Below are 17,255 nucleotides of genomic sequence, written 5' to 3' on the forward strand. Positions count from 1 at the left end.
ACGCCCCCACAGCAAAAGCTGCAGGGGCGATTCTTGGCAAAGCTTGGGATAAAGACTTTCTTAATGCGCAGCCTTGGAAAGCTTATCTCTCGCTCACAGCCATTTCGCATCCAGGACCCTCTGCGCACAACTTTTCCTGCGCACAAAGAGAACCGCCCCTGCAGCAAGGCTACAGGGGCGGTTCGGGATAAGTGCCTGACGATGACCTACTCTCACATGGAGAAACTCCACACTACCATCGGCGCTAAGCGGTTTCACTTCCGAGTTCGGCATGGGATCGGGTGGTTCACGCTCGCTATGGTCGTCAGGCGAAACGGTGGCACCTTGCGGTGCCTGAGTCTCGAGGCTTGTGGCCTCGCGACTCGCAATATGAATCATGCTGACCGATATGTCTCGATCCTGTCGCAATCCCGGCGGTTTGCCTGGGCAAACCCCTTGGGTGTTATATGGTCAAGCCTCACGGGCAATTAGTACTGGTTAGCTCAACACATTGCTGTGCTTCCACACCCAGCCTATCAACCTTGTAGTCTTCAAGGGCCCTTCAGGAGGCGCAAGGCCTCAGGGAAGTCTCATCTTGAAGGGGGCTTCCCGCTTAGATGCTTTCAGCGGTTATCCCGTCCGAACGTAGCTACCGGGCAATGCCATTGGCATGACAACCCGAACACCAGAGGTTCGTCCACTCCGGTCCTCTCGTACTAGGAGCAGCTCTTCTCAAACTTCCGACGCCCACGGCAGATAGGGACCGAACTGTCTCACGACGTTCTAAACCCAGCTCGCGTACCACTTTAAATGGCGAACAGCCATACCCTTGGGACCGACTTCAGCCCCAGGATGTGATGAGCCGACATCGAGGTGCCAAACACCGCCGTCGATGTGAACTCTTGGGCGGTATCAGCCTGTTATCCCCGGAGTACCTTTTATCCGTTGAGCGATGGCCCTTCCATACAGAACCACCGGATCACTAGAACCTACTTTCGTACCTGCTCGACGTGTCTGTCTCGCAGTCAAGCACCCTTATGCTCTTGCACTCAATGCACGATTTCCAACCGTGCTGAGGGTACCTTCGTGCTCCTCCGTTACTCTTTAGGAGGAGACCGCCCCAGTCAAACTACCCACCATACACTGTCCTCGATCCGGATAACGGACCTGAGTTAGAACGCCAATGATGTCAGGCTGGTATTTCAAGGTTGGCTCCACCGCATCTGGCGACGTGGTTTCAAAGCCTCCCAGCTATCCTACACAGACAACATCAGCATCCAGTGTAAAGCTATAGTAAAGGTTCACGGGGTCTTTCCGTCTAGCCGCGGGTACACAGCATCTTCACTGCGATTTCAATTTCACTGAGTCTCGGGTGGAGACAGCGTGGCCATCATTACGCCATTCGTGCAGGTCGGAACTTACCCGACAAGGAATTTCGCTACCTTAGGACCGTTATAGTTACGGCCGCCGTTTACCGGGGCTTCGATCAAGAGCTTCGCGTGAGCTAACCCCATCAATTAACCTTCCGGCACCGGGCAGGCGTCACACCCTATACGTCCGCTTGCGCGTTTGCAGAGTGCTGTGTTTTTAATAAACAGTTGCAGCCACCTGGTATCTTCGACCGGTAAGAGCTTACGGAGCAAGTCCTTCACTCGAACCGGTGCACCTTCTCCCGAAGTTACGGTGCCATTTTGCCTAGTTCCTTCACCCGAGTTCTCTCAAGCGCCTTGGTATTCTCTACCTGACCACCTGTGTCGGTTTGGGGTACGGTCGCATGTGATCTGAAGCTTAGAGGCTTTTCCTGGAAGCGTGGCATCGATGACTTCCTGACCGTGGTCAGTTCGTCTCGCATCTCGACCTCAGAGGAACCGGATTTGCCTGATTCCTCGGCCTACATGCTTTCACCAGGACAACCAACGCCTGGCTCACCTAGCCTTCTTCGTCCCCCATCGCAACCACATCCGGTACGGGAATATTAACCCGTTTCCCATCGACTACGCGTTTCCGCCTCGCCTTAGGGGCCGACTCACTCTGCTCCGATTAACGTAGAACAGAAAACCTTGGTCTTCCGGCGGGGGAGTTTTTCACTCCCCTTATCGTTACTCATGTCAGCATTCGCACTCGTGATACCTCCAGCAGACTTCTCAATCCACCTTCATTGGCTTACACGACGCTCCTCTACCGCTCATCCAGAGGATGAACCCGTAGCTTCGGTACCTGATTTAGCCCCGTTATATCTTCCGCGCAGGCCGACTCGACTAGTGAGCTATTACGCTTTCTTTAAAGGATGGCTGCTTCTAAGCCAACCTCCTAGCTGTCTGAGCCTTCCCACATCGTTTCCCACTTAATCAGGATTTTGGGACCTTAGCTGACGGTCTGGGTTGTTTCCCTTTTCACAACGGACGTTAGCACCCGCTGTGTGTCTCCCACGCTGCACTCACTGGTATTCGGAGTTTGCCTCGGGTTGGTAAGTCGGGATGACCCCCTAGCCGAAACAGTGCTCTACCCCAGCGGTGATACGTGAGGCGCTACCTAAATAGCTTTCGAGGAGAACCAGCTATCTCCGGGCTTGATTAGCCTTTCACTCCGATCCACAGCTCATCCCAGCATTTTTCAACATACTTGGGTTCGGGCCTCCAATTGATGTTACTCAATCTTCACCCTGGCCATGGATAGATCGCCCGGTTTCGGGTCTATACCCTGCGACTGGTCGCCCAGTTAAGACTCGGTTTCCCTACGCCTCCCCTATACGGTTAAGCTCGCCACAGAATATAAGTCGCTGACCCATTATACAAAAGGTACGCGGTCACACCACGAAGGTGCTCCCACTGCTTGTACGCATACGGTTTCAGGATCTATTTCACTCCCCTCGCCGGGGTTCTTTTCGCCTTTCCCTCACGGTACTGGTTCACTATCGGTCAGCCAGGAGTATTTAGCCTTGGAGGATGGTCCCCCCATGTTCAGTCAAGGTTTCTCGTGCCCCGACCTACTCGATTTCACGTGACTCAGACTTCGACTACGGGACTATCACCCTGTATCGTCAGGCTTCCCAGCCTGTTCGTCTGTCAGTTGTCACGCTTAAGGGCTGGTCCCCGTTCGCTCGCCGCTACTTGGGGAATCTCGGTTGATTTCTTTTCCTCCGGGTACTTAGATGTTTCAGTTCCCCGGGTTTGCCTCTATAGGTTATGTATTGGCCTATAGATACTCACCTGATGGTGAGTGGGTTTCCCCATTCGGAAATCGTTGGGTCGCAGGGTATTTGCCACCTCGCCAACGCTTATCGCAGGCTATCACGTCCTTCATCGCCTCTGGCTGCCAAGGCATCCACCGTATGCGCTTAATCGCTTGACCATATAACCCCAAGGGGTCTGTCAAGGATCACGAATCTGTCGGACCTCTCCGACATATCGTTTTGATGGAGATGTGCTTGGCGCACATTCCATCGTCAGCATGATTCACATTGTTAAAGAGCGGCTGTTCAGAGAACAGTGAGAAGCGCGCTCTGATGAGCACGCTTGCCACTGCCGGCTAAGCCAGCAATAAGATCAGGTAATTCGTTGTGAGCACTTGCCGCGAGCAGTAGACAGTGTCGATAAGGAGGTGATCCAGCCCCAGGTTCCCCTAGGGCTACCTTGTTACGACTTCACCCCAGTCATGAACCACACCGTGGTGATCGCCCTCCCGAAGGTTAGGCTAACCACTTCTGGTGCAGTCCACTCCCATGGTGTGACGGGCGGTGTGTACAAGGCCCGGGAACGTATTCACCGTGGCATTCTGATCCACGATTACTAGCGATTCCGACTTCATGGAGTCGAGTTGCAGACTCCAATCCGGACTGAGGCAAGCTTTATGGGATTGGCTCCACGTCGCCGTATTGCAACCCTTTGTACTTGCCATTGTAGCACGTGTGTAGCCCTACCCGTAAGGGCCATGATGACTTGACGTCGTCCCCACCTTCCTCCGGTTTGTCACCGGCAGTCTCCTTAGAGTTCCCGACATTACTCGCTGGCAAATAAGGATAGGGGTTGCGCTCGTTACGGGACTTAACCCAACATTTCACAACACGAGCTGACGACAGCCATGCAGCACCTGTCTCAGAGTTCCCGAAGGCACCAATCCATCTCTGGAAAGTCCTCTGGATGTCAAGGGTAGGTAAGGTTCTTCGCGTTGCATCGAATTAAACCACATGCTCCACCGCTTGTGCGGGCCCCCGTCAATTCATTTGAGTTTTAACCTTGCGGCCGTACTCCCCAGGCGGTCAACTTATTGCGTTAGCTGCGCCACTAAGTCCTCAAGGGACCCAACGGCTAGTTGACATCGTTTACGGCGTGGACTACCAGGGTATCTAATCCTGTTTGCTACCCACGCTTTCGCACCTCAGTGTCAGTGTCAGTCCAGAAGGCCGCCTTCGCCACTGGTATTCCTCCCGATCTCTACGCATTTCACCGCTACACCGGGAATTCTACCTTCCTCTCCTGCACTCTAGCCAAGCAGTTCCAGATGCCGTTCCCAGGTTGAGCCCGGGGCTTTCACACCTGGCTGACTTAGCCACCTACGCGCGCTTTACGCCCAGTAATTCCGATTAACGCTTGCACCCTCCGTATTACCGCGGCTGCTGGCACGGAGTTAGCCGGTGCTTCTTCTGCGAGTGATGTCTTTCCTCGGGAGTATTAATCCCAAGGCGTTCTTCCTCGCTGAAAGTGCTTTACAACCCGAAGGCCTTCTTCACACACGCGGCATGGCTGGATCAGGCTTTCGCCCATTGTCCAATATTCCCCACTGCTGCCTCCCGTAGGAGTCTGGGCCGTGTCTCAGTCCCAGTGTGGCTGATCATCCTCTCAGACCAGCTACGGATCGTCGCCTTGGTGAGCCATTACCTCACCAACAAGCTAATCCGACATGGGCTCATCCGATAGCGCAAGGTCCGAAGATCCCCTGCTTTCTCCCGTAGGACGTATGCGGTATTAGCCTGAGTTTCCCCAGGTTGTCCCCCACTATCGGGCAGATTCCCATGCATTACTCACCCGTCCGCCGCTCGACGCCTTCTAGCAAGCTAGAATCGTTTCCGCTCGACTTGCATGTGTTAAGCCTGCCGCCAGCGTTCAATCTGAGCCATGATCAAACTCTTCAGTTGAAAGCTTGATAGTCTGTTAAGCAGACCAAGCTTGGTTCAGAGTCAAACTTCTCGTGAGAGGCTTGCTCCGATATTTGGTGACCTTGTCACCACTCATCGGCAAGCGCTCACACGAATTACCTGATCAAATTTTTAAAGAGCATCGCTGTGAAGCGAGGAGGCATATTCTACCCAGAACGCTTGAGAAGTCAAGCACTTGATGATGAGTCAGTCGACTGCCTCTAAGCATCATCCAGCGGTGAGGAGCGTTGCTCGATCACCTGTTCCGTAAGGAGTGCGGCGTATTCTAGCGAATCGCCCGGGATTGTCAATCGATGATTTCGAAGCGGGCTTCAAAAACATCAAGCAAAACAATCACCTGCAAACCTCTTTCACCGCTGGTAACGCCATGCGTCTCCGGCAGCGGATGCGTACTTTACGCAGGAACCAGGCTGAGCACAAGGGCTTTTTCAAGAGATTGTCATCACGCTGTCACGGAGCGTCACACTCTCTCTTCTCCCTATCCTCTATCCTTGCCTAGGTGCCGAGGCACGATCCACCAGGCCAAGAATCGACTGATAACTGAGCCCGGAGTGCTCACTCAGCCCTATCTCGCAGGTCCGCGAGTTGGATACCCCGTAGTCGCAGTCGGCCACTACCTCCTTCAACCCCTTCAATGCCGAGGCATTGAGTTCCGGTGTACTGAAGCCCTTGTCTCCCGCGAAACCGCAGCAGGTGATCTCCTCCGGCACGACGATCTCGGTCGCGCACTGCCGCGCCAGTGCCACGAACTGCTCCGCCAGCCCCATGCGCACACTGGAACAGGTGACATGCACCGCGACTTTCGCCTTGAGCGGTGTGATCGAGAGATAGGGCAATAGATAGTCGAGGACCAGCTGCACCGGCTCGACCAGCGTCAGCGATACCTCGAGATGCTCGCGCGCATACGCCTGAGCCTGTGCCAGACATGGACTGGTATCACAGAAGATCGGCAGACGTCCGCCATCGCTCGCTTCGACCAGCGCGGCTGCCAGCTCGGCGGCCTTGGCATTCCCGGCCTCGAACTGCCCCTTGGACTGGAAGGCCATACCACAGCACAGAGCCTCCACTCCCTTGGGCAGCACTACCTCAAAGCCGGCCTTGTCCATCAAGGCCAGCGCCATCTCGGTGGCGCTGCGCGGATCGATGTCGTCAGTCGCGACCCCGAAGACACGCGTAGCGCAGGACGGGAAATAGACGACATGTCCATTGGGCGCTGCACTGCGACCCAGGGGTTGTGCTAGATGCTTGAGATACGGGCGTGGCGCGGCCGCCGGCATGCTGGGAATCCATTGCTGCACCCTGTCACCGGAGACCTTGCGAGCAGCCTGAGTCAGGCGCCGCATGTTGCGCGTACCGACCACGCCATGCAGCCCATCCGCCAGCCTGAGCACGCCACGCATGCCACTGGTGACACGTGTGAAGTGCTCGCCGGCCCAATGTGCCACCTTCATCTTGCCTGGATGATCGGCACCGGCGTTCTCCTCATGACGCAGCCCCCGGATCAGTTCCCCGGTATTGATGCCGACCGGGCACTGGGTCGCGCACAGGCCATCCCCCGCACAGGTCTCCATGCCCTGATAGGCGTATTCCTTCCTGAGCACTGCCAGTTGGTCGCGCTGTGCATCATTCGGTGCCTCGAGCGCAGTCAGACGTGCGATCTCCCGCCGGATGACGATGCGCTGGCGCGGTGTCAGGCTCAGATTCTTCGACGGGCAGACCGATTCACAGAATCCGCACTCGATACAGCGATCGACCAGCGGGTCTGCCGCCGGCAATGGCTTGAGGTTTTCCAGATGCAGACGAGAATTGCGTGTCAGGATGACTTCCGGATTGAGCAGATTGTCCGGATCAAAAGCCGCCTTGATACGCCACATCAGGGCATAGGCATCCTTGCCCCACTCAAGCTCTACATAAGGCGCCATGTTGCGTCCGGTACCATGCTCGGCCTTGAGCGAGCCACCATATTCCTGCCCCACCAGCTGTGCGACGTCATCCATCAGCGCTTGATAGCGCTCGACCTCCCCCTCTCCTTCGAAACCCTGCGGGAAAACGAAGTGCAGATTGCCCTCCAGCGCGTGGCCAAACAAAATCGCCTGGGAGTAACCATGCCTCCGGAAGACCTCCGTCAGGGCGCCGACGCCTTCCGCCAGCCGCTCGATGGGGAAGGCGACATCCTCGATGATCACGGTGGTCCCCAGGTCACGCACCGCGCCGACCGCCGGAAACAATCCCTTGCGGATCTTCCAGTACAGCGCATAACGCTGCGCATCCTGGGTGAAGGACCACGCCTCACAGGTCTCGATGCCTTCCAGCACGCGAGCGACATCGGCCATGCGCGCCTCCAACTCCTGCTGATGCGCGCCACGCACATCCACCAGCAGTGCGACCGCCGCTTCTGGCAGAGTGCGCAACACGTCCGGCATGCCCGGTGCGTCCTCGACGGAGCGCAGCGCCGCGCGGTCCATCAGCTCCACCGCCGCGACCGGCGCCGTCTTCAGCAGCATGGTGGCACGACAGGCTGCATCGATGTTCGGGTAGTACACCAGCGCCGCCGCCTTGTGTGGCTCCTCGATCACGGTGCGATAGGTGATGGAGGCAATGAAGCCCAGCGTGCCTTCCGAACCGATCATCAGATGCTTGAGGATCTCGAGACCATCGGCATAGTCGACCAGTGCATTGAGGCTGTAGCCGGTGGTGTTCTTGAGCCGATACTTGTGACGGATGCGCTCGGCCAGCGCCTGATCGTCGCGCGCACGGGCCGCCATACGCTCCAGCTCCGCCAGCAGAGCGGCATGACTGGTACGAAAGGCCTGCACGCTTTCCGGCGAGGCCGTATCCAGGCAGGTGCCATCGGCGAGAATGACGCGAAGGTCCTCCACGGTGCGATAACTGTTGTGTGCGGTACCACAGCACATGCCGGAGGCATTGTTGGCCGCGATGCCGCCGATCATGCAGCTGTTGATGGAGGCCGGGTCCGGACCGATCTTGCGCCCGAAGGGGGCAAGCAACTGATTGGCACGCGCCCCGATCACCCCCGGTTGCAGGCGGATGCGACTGCCCTGCTCCAGCACCTGTGCCCCACGCCACTCACCGCCCAGCTGGATGAGCACCGAATCCGTCAGCGCCTGACCGGACAATGACGTCCCTGCCGCGCGGAAGGTCACCGGCAACTTGCGCACCCGGCACTCGCGCAACACATGCCCCAGCTCCTGCTCGTCATGCACCCGCACCACCAGCTGCGGCACCAGCCGATAGAAGCTGGCATCCGTGCCGTAGGCCAGGGTGCGCAGCGGATCATGGATCAGACGCTCACCGGGAATGTGCTGCTCCAGCGCCGCGCGCAGGGCGTCATAGGCAGCAGCATGCGCCCGAGGCGAGGCGCCCCCATCCCTCGCAGGATGAGTCGTGGTGTCAGGAGCAGTATCAGCGGCGGCAGTCATGGCCAGTCTCGTCTTTTATCAGTCAGGATGTCTTTCAGGCTATCAGGCAACGGCCAGCCTGCTCAGTGCAGAAGCGGATCACTCATGCCCAGCAAGTGGAACGCCAGCAACCCCAGCATGCCGGAGGCCAATAGATAGTAGGCGGTCGGAATCGCCGTCATGCGAAGGGTACGGCCCTCACGCCCCAGCAAACCGACGGTCGCCGAGGCCGCCACGACGTTATGGATGGCGATCATGTTGCCGGCCGCAGCCCCGACCGCCTGCAGCGCCACCATCAGCGCACCGGACAGCCCGAGCTGGGCGGCGACATTGAACTGGAACTGGGACAGCATCATGTTGGAGACCGTATTGGAGCCGGCGATGAAAGCGCCGAGCGCGCCGATGCCCGAGGCGAACAACGGATATGCCTGGCCGAGGCTGTCGGCCACCACATCCGCCATCACCACCGGCATGGACGCCAGATCATTCAGGTTGACGCCGGAGTTGATCAGGATGCGCACCATCGGAATGGTGAACACCAGCACGAAGCCGGCGCCGATCAGCGTGCGCCAGGATTCGCTGGCCGCCGCCACCAGCTGGCGTGTCTGCATGCGATGCAGCACCAAGGTGACCAGCGCCACGAAGACCATGATGCCGCCCGGCAGATAGAGCGGCTGAATCGCGCCGGAGATACCGCTGGCCCCCAGCAGGTCAGTGGCACTGAATTGCACGCTGACCAGCCAGCCCTTGAAGTCACTCGATACGCGTGAGGCGACCAGCAGCAGCGCGATCAGCCCATAGGGCAACCACGCCAGCCATAGAGGCAGCGGCTTGCTGCCTGCCGCGGCGGCCTCGACGTCATCACGCTCCAGCGTCAGGTCGCCCAGCCAATGCTTGGGCCACTCGGCCTCGGGCGGAAAGTCCCAGCTGTCCTTCGGCAGCAGGAAGCCGGCACGCGCCGCCGGTACCACGAGAATCAACCCGACCAGAGCCCCGATCAGTGACGGGAATTCCGGGCCGAGGAAGATGCCCGCCGCCACATAGGGCAGCGTGAAGCACAGGCCGGCGAACAGCGCGAACGGGGTGATCGACAGCCCCTCGCTCCAGCTTTTCTTCGCGCCGAAGAAGCGCGTCATCATCACGGTCATGAACAGCGGCATCATCAGGCCGACGATGCCATGCACGATGGCGACCTCCGAGGTGATCAACTGCATGAAGGCCTCCCAGCTGGAATGGTTCGCCAGCAGCTGCTCACCGAGATTGGCCTTGTCGAGGCCCGCATTCACGCCGATCACGATCGGCGTGCCCACCGCCCCGAATGATACCGGCGTCGACTGGATCATCATGCCCACCATCACCGCCCCCAACGCCGGGAAGCCGATGGCGACCAGCAACGGCGCCGCGATGGCCGCAGGCGTCCCGAAGCCGGAAGCGCCCTCGATGAAGCTGCCGAACAGCCAGGCGATGATGATGGCCTGTACGCGACGGTCGGGACTGACGGTGGTGAAGGCGCCGCGGATCACCGCAATCGCCCCGGAATGCTTGAGTGTATTGAGCAGGAAGATGGCGCCGAAGATGATCCACAGCACCGAGACGGTCACCATCAGCCCCTGCAGCGTGGAGGCCAGAATGCGCGTCAGCGACATCTGCCACACGAAATAGCCGATGGCAGCGGTGACGAGAAAGACCAATGGCATGGCGCGACGCGCGGGCCATTGCAGACCGACGAGCAGGATGCCCGCCAGCAGGATAGGGGTGAAGGCCAGCAAGGCCAGCAGTGGCTCGGACATGACGGAAACTCCGCAGGCGAATTGTTGTGATTGTTGTCTGGCACGGCAGTGAAGGACTCGGGGGTTGGCGCACCCTTTAGGTCAGGCCTTCCGATAAATTGGTCATACCAATTTACCTTGCTGTGCTTCGGCATAATCTAGGCGTCGCCTTGAAAGGGGTCAAACATCATGTAGTGCAAGGTATCTAGACATTGGTCAAAGCAGCTTCATTGCGTAAAATTGGTCTTACCAATTGCTGAGAACACCAATCTCCCACGCAAGGCGTGGTTATCACACATATTGGTAAGACCAATGTCGGCTGTGGTGTGGAATGCCCACGGGCCACACTGATCATCGGCAGCGCCGCAAGCGCCCCTCTCTTGCATGCCGCACACCGGCATTCCAGCGTTCGGCGCCGCCTTTCACCTTTGCCGCAAGGACACTTCCATGCGTTACGCCCCCGTCCGCCAGCCTCGCATCGCCGATGTACTCACCGAGCGCCTCGAAAGCATGATCATCGAAGGCAGCCTGAAACCCGGCGAGCGCCTGCCACCGGAGCGCACCCTGGCCGAGCAGTTCGAGGTCTCGCGCCCCTCCGTGCGGGAGGCCATCCAGAAGCTGGCCGCGCGCGGACTGCTGACCTCACGCCAGGGCGGCGGCACCTATGTCTCTGAAGAGCTGGCGCGCGCCTGGTCGGATCCGCTCAGCGCGCTGCTGGGTCGCCACGGCGAGTTCAACCTCGATCTGCTGGAGTTTCGTGATGCGCTGGAAGGCATCAGCGCCTACTACGCCGCCATGCGCTCCACACCTGCCGACAAGGCAATGCTGCGCCAGCGCTTCGAGGAGCTGGAGAAGAGCTTCGAGGGACGTGACCCGGAGCGCGAGGCCGGTGCCGATGCCGCCTTCCACCTCGCCATCGCCGAGGCCGCGCACAATGTGGTGCTGCTGCACTCGATGCGCAGCCTGTTCCAGTTGCTGGAGAAGAGCATCGTGGCCAATCTGCGCCACCTGTTCGAGAAGCCGGAATCACGCCCGCGCCTGATTCAGCAGCACCGCAGCCTGTTCGAGGCGATCATGGAAGGCCGCGCCGAAGATGCACGCAACGCCGCCCATGAGCATCTGGTATTCGTCGAGGATTCGCTGCTGGAACTGGAACGCGCCGAGACTCGTGCCCAGCGCGCCTTGCGCCGTGCCCAGGCGGCGCCGGATGGCTCATGACGCTCAGTCATGACGCTCTGGCTGAATATGAAGCTCCGGATATGCAGTGCTTGAGATGAGGGCCTGAACATGAAGGCTTGCCGATGAAGGACACGCGCCTGCCCCAGCTGTGGCGCCTCGTACTGGCGGTCGTGCTACCGCTGGGATTGATGCTGTGCGTGTGGCAGGCGGTCTCGATGGCGCGCAGCCAGGGTCTGGAACGCCTGGGGCATGAGGCAGACAACGAACTGCGCCTGACCGCCGCCAGTCTGCGTGGCCAGCTGAATCGCCACGCCTATCTGCCCAGGCTGGTGGCAGAAAATGATCAGCTGCGCGACTTTCTCGATCACCCAGAAGACCCCAGCGCGGAAGTGGCGCTCAATCAGCGCCTGGACCGCATGCGTGAGCTGGCCGGTATCTCGGACCTCTATCTGGTCGATGACACCGGCACCACCATCGCCGCCAGCAACTGGCGATCCGCCAACACCTTCATCGGTCAGAACTACCGCTTCCGCCCCTACTGGCAAGACGCCATCAATGGCGGCGAGGGGCGCTTCTATGGCTTGGGCACCAGCTCCGGTGAGCGCGGTTATTTCTTCAGCGCTGCCGTCACCAGCCCCCAGGGACGACGTGGCGTGGCCGTGGTCAAGGTGCAGATAGAGGCGCTGGAGGCGGCGTGGCTCGACCAGAATGCCGACATCATGGTCACTGATCCGCATGGCGTGATCTTCATCGCCAGTCAGGCGCAGCGGGTACTGCGCACGCTGGAGCCACTCAGCGAGGAGACACGCAACCGGCTGCTCGACACCCAGCGCTATGCCAATCAGCGCCTGCGCCCGCTGCGCCTGCATCATCGCGAGGCGCTGCCGGAGCTGCTGGACTCGCCCCTTGAGTCGCGCCGCGACACGACCTCCATCGAACTGTTGCAGCTGACACCGGGGGATCTCTGGCAGCACGCCTGGTTGAGCCTGTCCCGGCCACTGCCGGATATCGGCTGGCGCCTGCATGTGCTCAAGCCACTGGCACCGCTGCGCAGCGGTATCTGGCAAGCGGCCGGGCTCGCGGCCGGTGGCTATGCCTTGCTGTGTCTGCTGGCAGGGCTGGGCTGGCAGCGACTGCGTATCCTGCGTGAGCGTCGCCTGTTCGCCGAACGCGAGCGCCACAATCTCGCCGCAGGCCAGAAGCGGGTGCGCGGCATCATCGATCGCACTCAGGCTGGCCTGTGCATCCTCGATGAGCAGGCCCGGCTGGTGTATCTCAATCCGACGGCCATCGCGCTGTTCGGCTCGCCCTTGAGTGCCGATGCCTCACCGGACGACACGCGCCAGCCCAGCGCCCGCGAAGGGCGTGATCTGCGCGAACTCTTCCTGCCGGCCGAGCGCCACCTGCTGGACCACCTGACCCAGGCCCGCTCCGTCGGACCGCTGGAAGTGCACGGCCTGCGCGAGGGTGTCGCGGTGCCACTGGAGCTTTCCTGCTCACCACTACCCAGCCCCAATGGTCCGCGCTGGCTGGTCACGGTATTCGATGTCAGCGAACGCCGTGCCCAGGCCGAACAGCTCGCCCAGGCACGTGATGCCTTCGAGCAACGGGTGGTCGAGCGTACCCGCGACCTCGCCGCCAGCAACACGCGCCTGAGTGCCGAAGTCGAGGAGCGCACCCGCGCCGAACGCGAGCTGCGCGAGACGCGTGATGAATTGATCCAGACTGCCAAGCTGGCGGTACTGGGGGAACTGGCCGCCGGTATCAATCACGAGCTCAACCAGCCGCTGGCCGCCATCCGCGCCTATGCCGAGAATGCCAGCGCCTTTCTCGCCCGCGCCCAGACCACCCAGGTCGAGAGCAACCTGCGTCAGATCACCGAGCTGACCCAGCGCATGGGCGAGATCAGCGCACAGCTGCGTCAATTCTCACGCAAGAGCGGTGACCGCCTTGAAGCCATCGATCTCACCACCAGCCTCGACTACGCCCTGCGTCTGCTGCATGCACGCTGTGAGGCATTCGGCGTGACGATCACCCGCACTACGAGCCCGGAGCTGGCTCAGGTGCGCGCCGAACCCGTGAGGCTGGAGCAGGTATTGGTCAACCTGATCGGCAATGCACTGGATGCGCTTGCCGACATGCCCCCGGAGCGCACACAGCCCCCCAGCATCCAGCTCAACCTGCATGAGCAAGCGGGCAGCGCAGGCAATCAGGTCGTGCTGGAAGTCCACGACAACGGCCCCGGCCTCGAGCCATCGCAACTGGTGCGCGTGTTCGAACCCTTCTATACCCAGCGCGCCGACGGCCAGGGGCTCGGGCTGGGGCTATCGATCAGCGCGCGTATCGTCGCCGACCTCGGCGGCGCCCTCGAGGCGCATCCCTCGCCGCTGGGTGGCGCGCTGTTCCGGCTGACGCTGCCGGCACTCTCGATGCCCTCACTTGCGACGACCTCACAACCCCCGATGCCACCCACCGCCAACCATTCCCAGGAGCCGTCATGAGCGACGTCACGAATACCGACATGCAGGTGCTGGTGGTGGATGACGAACCGCATCTGCGCGACAGCCTGAGCCAAAGCCTGATGCTGGCCGATTACCGCACTCGCCCGCTGGCCAGTGCCGAGCAGGCACTGGCGATCCTGCGCGCCGAAGCGCCCTTCGAGGGTGTGGTGATCACGGACATTCGCATGCCGGGCATGGATGGCCTGAGCCTGCTGCACGCGGCGCATGCCGTGGATGACGAGCTGCCGGTGATCGTGATGACCGGGCATGGCGACATCGATACCGCCGTCGCGGCCATGCAGGCCGGCGCCTGGGATTTCATCGAGAAACCCTTCGATCGCGAGCGCATGCTCGATGGCGTGCGGCGTGCAGTGGCCGCCCGCCGGCTGGCGCTGGAGAACCGCTCGCTGCGCGAACAGCTGGATACCCAGCGCAACAGCGCCGGCCCCAGACTGGTGGGCAGCAGTGACATCATGCAGCGCCTGGATGCCCAGGTATCACGCCTGGCGGCGGTCGATGCCGATACCCTGCTGTATGGCGAGACCGGTGCCGGCAAGGACCGTGTCGCCCGCTGTCTGCACGAGCGCAGCGCCCGCGCCAGCAAGCCCTTCGTGGCGCTCAACTGTGGCGGCATGCCGGAGACGTTGATCGAGTCGGAACTGTTCGGCCATGAGAAAGGTGCCTTCACCGGTGCCAGCGAGCGCCGCATCGGCAAGCTGGAACACGCCGATGGCGGCACCCTGTTTCTCGATGAGATCGAATCGATGCCGATGTCGTTGCAGATCAAGCTGTTGCGGGTGCTGCAGGAGCGCAGCATCGAGCGACTCGGCAGCAATACACCACGCCCCATCGATATCCGCGTCATCGCCGCCACCAAACGGGATCTGCGCGAAGCGGCCAGCGCCGGCGAGTTTCGCGAGGACCTCTACTACCGCCTGAACGTGGTCACGTTATTCCTGCCGCCACTGCGCGAGCATGCCGAGGATATTCTTCAGCTGTTCCGGCACTTCGCGATTCTGGCCAGTGAACGCACCAGTCTGGAAGTCCCGCCGCTGGATGCCACCACCCTGCAGGCACTGCTGGCGCATGACTGGCCGGGCAACGTGCGTGAACTGAGAAACTGTGCGGAACGCCATGTGCTGCTGGGCGGGCTGGAGGGCAACATCGGCGACAGCATGGCGGAAGGGCGACCGCTCACCGCGGGCACGAGTGGCCCGGCCGTGAACTGCACGGGAGCATCAGGAGTGGCGGACAGAGAGGACATCACCACCGGCATGGGCGGGCGGGATGCGTCAGGAGCATCGAGGGAATCAGGCGAGCTGGGGGAACTGGAGCACGACGTGAAGGCAGCCACGCAGGCGCAATCGCTGCCGCAGCGCATGGAGGCCTTCGAGGCCGCGCTGATTCGCGAAGCCCTGGCGGCCAGCAAAGGTCAGGTGGTGATGGCCTGCGAACGGCTGGGGCTGCCGCGCAAGACGCTCTACGACAAGCTCAAGAAGCACGGCCTCAGCGCCGAGCCCTATCGTCGTTGAGGCATCGTGCCTGATGCATCACAGCCAAGACATCACACCAAGGCATCGCAACGGAGATTCGCGCCGGCCTCCAGCCAGACGGCATCAGGCGCCGGCCATCAGCCGTGACAGGCCTGCACCGAACACGGACAGCGGCCCCTGCAGATGCATGATGTCCACCAGCACTGACAATGGCGGCAGCCAGGGGGTCATGGCGGCGATCACCGCCACCATCGCCAGCGAGTTGCCCGGCTCACGATAATCGAACAGCTTGAAGGCGGTGCCGAAGCTGCGCTTCAGGCGTGCCCCGACCATGTCGACGCTGTACATCTCGTCAAGCAGCAGGTGAATCATGGCACCGAACAACAGGGCCGCGCCCTGCCACCAGGCCTGCTCTTCACTCTGACCCAGCACATGCAGGCTGGCGGCCGTCACGCCCAGCGAGCACAGCAGTGACGCAAGCAGCGAGTGCCAGATACCGCGATGGACGGTGAAGCGCTTGAAGATGGCGCTGGCCACATAGCGCACGCCCAGATAGGTGGCGCCACCCGCCATCATCAACGGCCCCGCCAGCAGGCGGTCCTGCAGCAGCAGCACGCAGGCCATGGTCGCCAATACCGCAAACAGCGTGAACAGGATACGGATGGCACGCGAGTTGTCGGAGTCGATATCCGGCAGGATACCGCCGAAGGTGGTCAGGCTTGCCAGCGGAACTCCCTCCGCCAGCGACCACAGGCCGCCCTGCCAGCCCGCCGCCGCGACGATGCCGCCAGCAAAGGCCGCTACGGTGATATGGGTACGAAAATTGGCCATGAAATACGGGTCGCGAGCCCTCGACGATGTCACTGGACCAGACGCCACACGCAGGCACTGGATATACGTCCAGATTATGACGCAAGCATTTCATGAAAAACAATGGCTTGTCCTGGTTTGTGCGCGCCACTGCCACACCTGGCTTCTGGATCTTGTGAAAAACCGACCCTGGCTTGCGGAAAATCCGACCCTGAAACGACCACTCCCCCGCCGGCCTGTGCCAACGGGGGAGTGATTGTTGCTGCGTCTACCGCTCTTCGCGAAGAAGATTCAGTCGACGTAGTCTTCGGCCAGATGCTGATCCTTCAGCTTGACGTAGTTCACCGCCGAATAGGTAAAGAACTCACGCTCACTATCCTTGATGGGGCGCAGTGCCTTGGCCGGGTTGCCGGCATACACATGCCCGCCCTCGAGACGCTTGCCCGGCGGCACCAGCGCACCCGCCGCGATGATGACTTCATCTTCCACCACCACGCCGTCCATCACGATGGCGCCCATGCCGACCAGCACGCGGTCGTGGATGGTGCAGCCATGCAACACGGCCTTGTGACCGATGGTGACATCATCGCCGATTTCCAGCGGATAACCGCCCGGATTGAAGTCACTGGCGTGGGTGATATGCAGTACCGCGCCATCCTGCACGCTGGTGCGCGCGCCGATGCGGATACGGTGCATGTCGCCGCGTATCACCGCCAGCGGCCATACCGAGCTGTCATCCCCGAGGGCGACATCACCCAGCACCACACTGGCCGGATCGATGAAAACCCGCTCGCCCAGTCGCGGCGTCAGGCCCTTGAAGGATCTAATGCTCATGCCTTACCTCCTGAATTAGGCAACCAGCCTACTGCGCCAAACACCGGGATGCCAATAGCGCAACGGCCTGACTCGCGTTGCGGTGTTTTCGACACCCTGTCACGACGACCCGCTAT

7 protein-coding genes and 3 rRNA genes are annotated in these 17,255 nt (G+C 60.8%); 3 read left to right on the forward strand and 7 right to left on the reverse strand.

What is annotated here, in order from left to right; all coding sequences use genetic code 11:
• Positions 1 to 193 precede the first annotated feature (193 nt).
• From rrf to F8A90_RS16875, 5 genes are all read right to left on the reverse strand, one after another.
• A 5S ribosomal RNA gene (gene rrf / locus F8A90_RS16855) occupies positions 194 to 309 on the reverse strand.
• Positions 310 to 446: 137 nt separating this feature from the next.
• Positions 447 to 3,330: ribosomal RNA gene (locus tag F8A90_RS16860) — 23S ribosomal RNA — on the reverse strand.
• Positions 3,331 to 3,572: 242 nt separating this feature from the next.
• Positions 3,573 to 5,113: ribosomal RNA gene (locus F8A90_RS16865) — 16S ribosomal RNA — on the reverse strand.
• Together the 16S, 23S and 5S rRNA genes form the textbook arrangement of a ribosomal RNA operon.
• Before the next feature lie 506 nt (positions 5,114 to 5,619).
• Entirely contained in the window at positions 5,620 to 8,574 is a 2,955-nt protein-coding gene (locus F8A90_RS16870) for an FAD-binding and (Fe-S)-binding domain-containing protein (RefSeq protein WP_200018084.1), read from the reverse strand.
• A 62-nt stretch (positions 8,575 to 8,636) separates the two neighbouring features.
• Positions 8,637 to 10,343: an L-lactate permease gene (locus tag F8A90_RS16875; RefSeq protein ID WP_200018085.1), complete on the reverse strand. Its 1,707-nt coding sequence runs from the start codon at positions 10,341 to 10,343 to the stop codon at positions 8,637 to 8,639.
• A gap of 426 nt (positions 10,344 to 10,769) precedes the next feature.
• Here F8A90_RS16875 and F8A90_RS16880 point away from each other — a divergent pair, with 426 nt between their 5' ends.
• The 3 genes from F8A90_RS16880 to F8A90_RS16890 all read left to right on the forward strand — a co-directional run bounded on the left by F8A90_RS16880 (position 10,770) and on the right by F8A90_RS16890 (position 15,534).
• Positions 10,770 to 11,540: an FCD domain-containing protein gene (locus tag F8A90_RS16880; RefSeq protein ID WP_200018086.1), complete on the forward strand. Its 771-nt coding sequence runs from the start codon at positions 10,770 to 10,772 to the stop codon at positions 11,538 to 11,540.
• An 83-nt stretch (positions 11,541 to 11,623) separates the two neighbouring features.
• Complete coding sequence (locus F8A90_RS16885) at positions 11,624 to 14,002, forward strand: ATP-binding protein (protein WP_200018087.1); 2,379 nt, start codon at positions 11,624 to 11,626, stop codon at positions 14,000 to 14,002.
• Positions 13,999 to 15,534: a sigma-54-dependent transcriptional regulator gene (locus F8A90_RS16890; protein WP_233593370.1), complete on the forward strand. Its 1,536-nt coding sequence runs from the start codon at positions 13,999 to 14,001 to the stop codon at positions 15,532 to 15,534. The genes F8A90_RS16885 and F8A90_RS16890 overlap by 4 nt, the downstream gene beginning before the upstream one ends.
• Before the next feature lie 84 nt (positions 15,535 to 15,618).
• On the opposite strand, the gene F8A90_RS16900 is transcribed toward F8A90_RS16890, so the two are convergent.
• Both F8A90_RS16900 and F8A90_RS16905 read right to left on the reverse strand, forming a co-directional pair.
• Entirely contained in the window at positions 15,619 to 16,326 is a 708-nt protein-coding gene (locus F8A90_RS16900; RefSeq protein ID WP_200018088.1) for a metal-dependent hydrolase, read from the reverse strand.
• A 270-nt stretch (positions 16,327 to 16,596) separates the two neighbouring features.
• Positions 16,597 to 17,139 carry a gamma carbonic anhydrase family protein gene (locus F8A90_RS16905; RefSeq protein ID WP_200018089.1) on the reverse strand — a complete coding sequence of 181 codons (543 nt, stop codon included), beginning with the start codon at positions 17,137 to 17,139 and terminating at the stop codon, positions 16,597 to 16,599.
• Positions 17,140 to 17,255: the final 116 nt, after the last annotated feature.

The sequence above is a fragment of the Cobetia sp. cqz5-12 genome, from assembly GCF_016495405.1.
Lineage (GTDB): Bacteria > Pseudomonadota > Gammaproteobacteria > Pseudomonadales > Halomonadaceae > Cobetia.

What these genes read in the sequence shown, in the direction of transcription:
- F8A90_RS16870 (WP_200018084.1), bottom strand. Translation starts at nt 8,574, where the DNA reads ATGACTGCCGCCGCTGATACTGCTCCTGACACCACGACTCATCCTGCG.
- F8A90_RS16875 (WP_200018085.1), bottom strand. Translation starts at nt 10,343, where the DNA reads ATGTCCGAGCCACTGCTGGCCTTGCTGGCCTTCACCCCTATCCTGCTG.
- F8A90_RS16880 (WP_200018086.1), top strand. Translation starts at nt 10,770, where the DNA reads ATGCGTTACGCCCCCGTCCGCCAGCCTCGCATCGCCGATGTACTCACC.
- F8A90_RS16885 (WP_200018087.1), top strand. Translation starts at nt 11,624, where the DNA reads ATGAAGGACACGCGCCTGCCCCAGCTGTGGCGCCTCGTACTGGCGGTC.
- F8A90_RS16890 (WP_233593370.1), top strand. Translation starts at nt 13,999, where the DNA reads ATGAGCGACGTCACGAATACCGACATGCAGGTGCTGGTGGTGGATGAC.
- F8A90_RS16900 (WP_200018088.1), bottom strand. Translation starts at nt 16,326, where the DNA reads ATGGCCAATTTTCGTACCCATATCACCGTAGCGGCCTTTGCTGGCGGC.
- F8A90_RS16905 (WP_200018089.1), bottom strand. Translation starts at nt 17,139, where the DNA reads ATGAGCATTAGATCCTTCAAGGGCCTGACGCCGCGACTGGGCGAGCGG.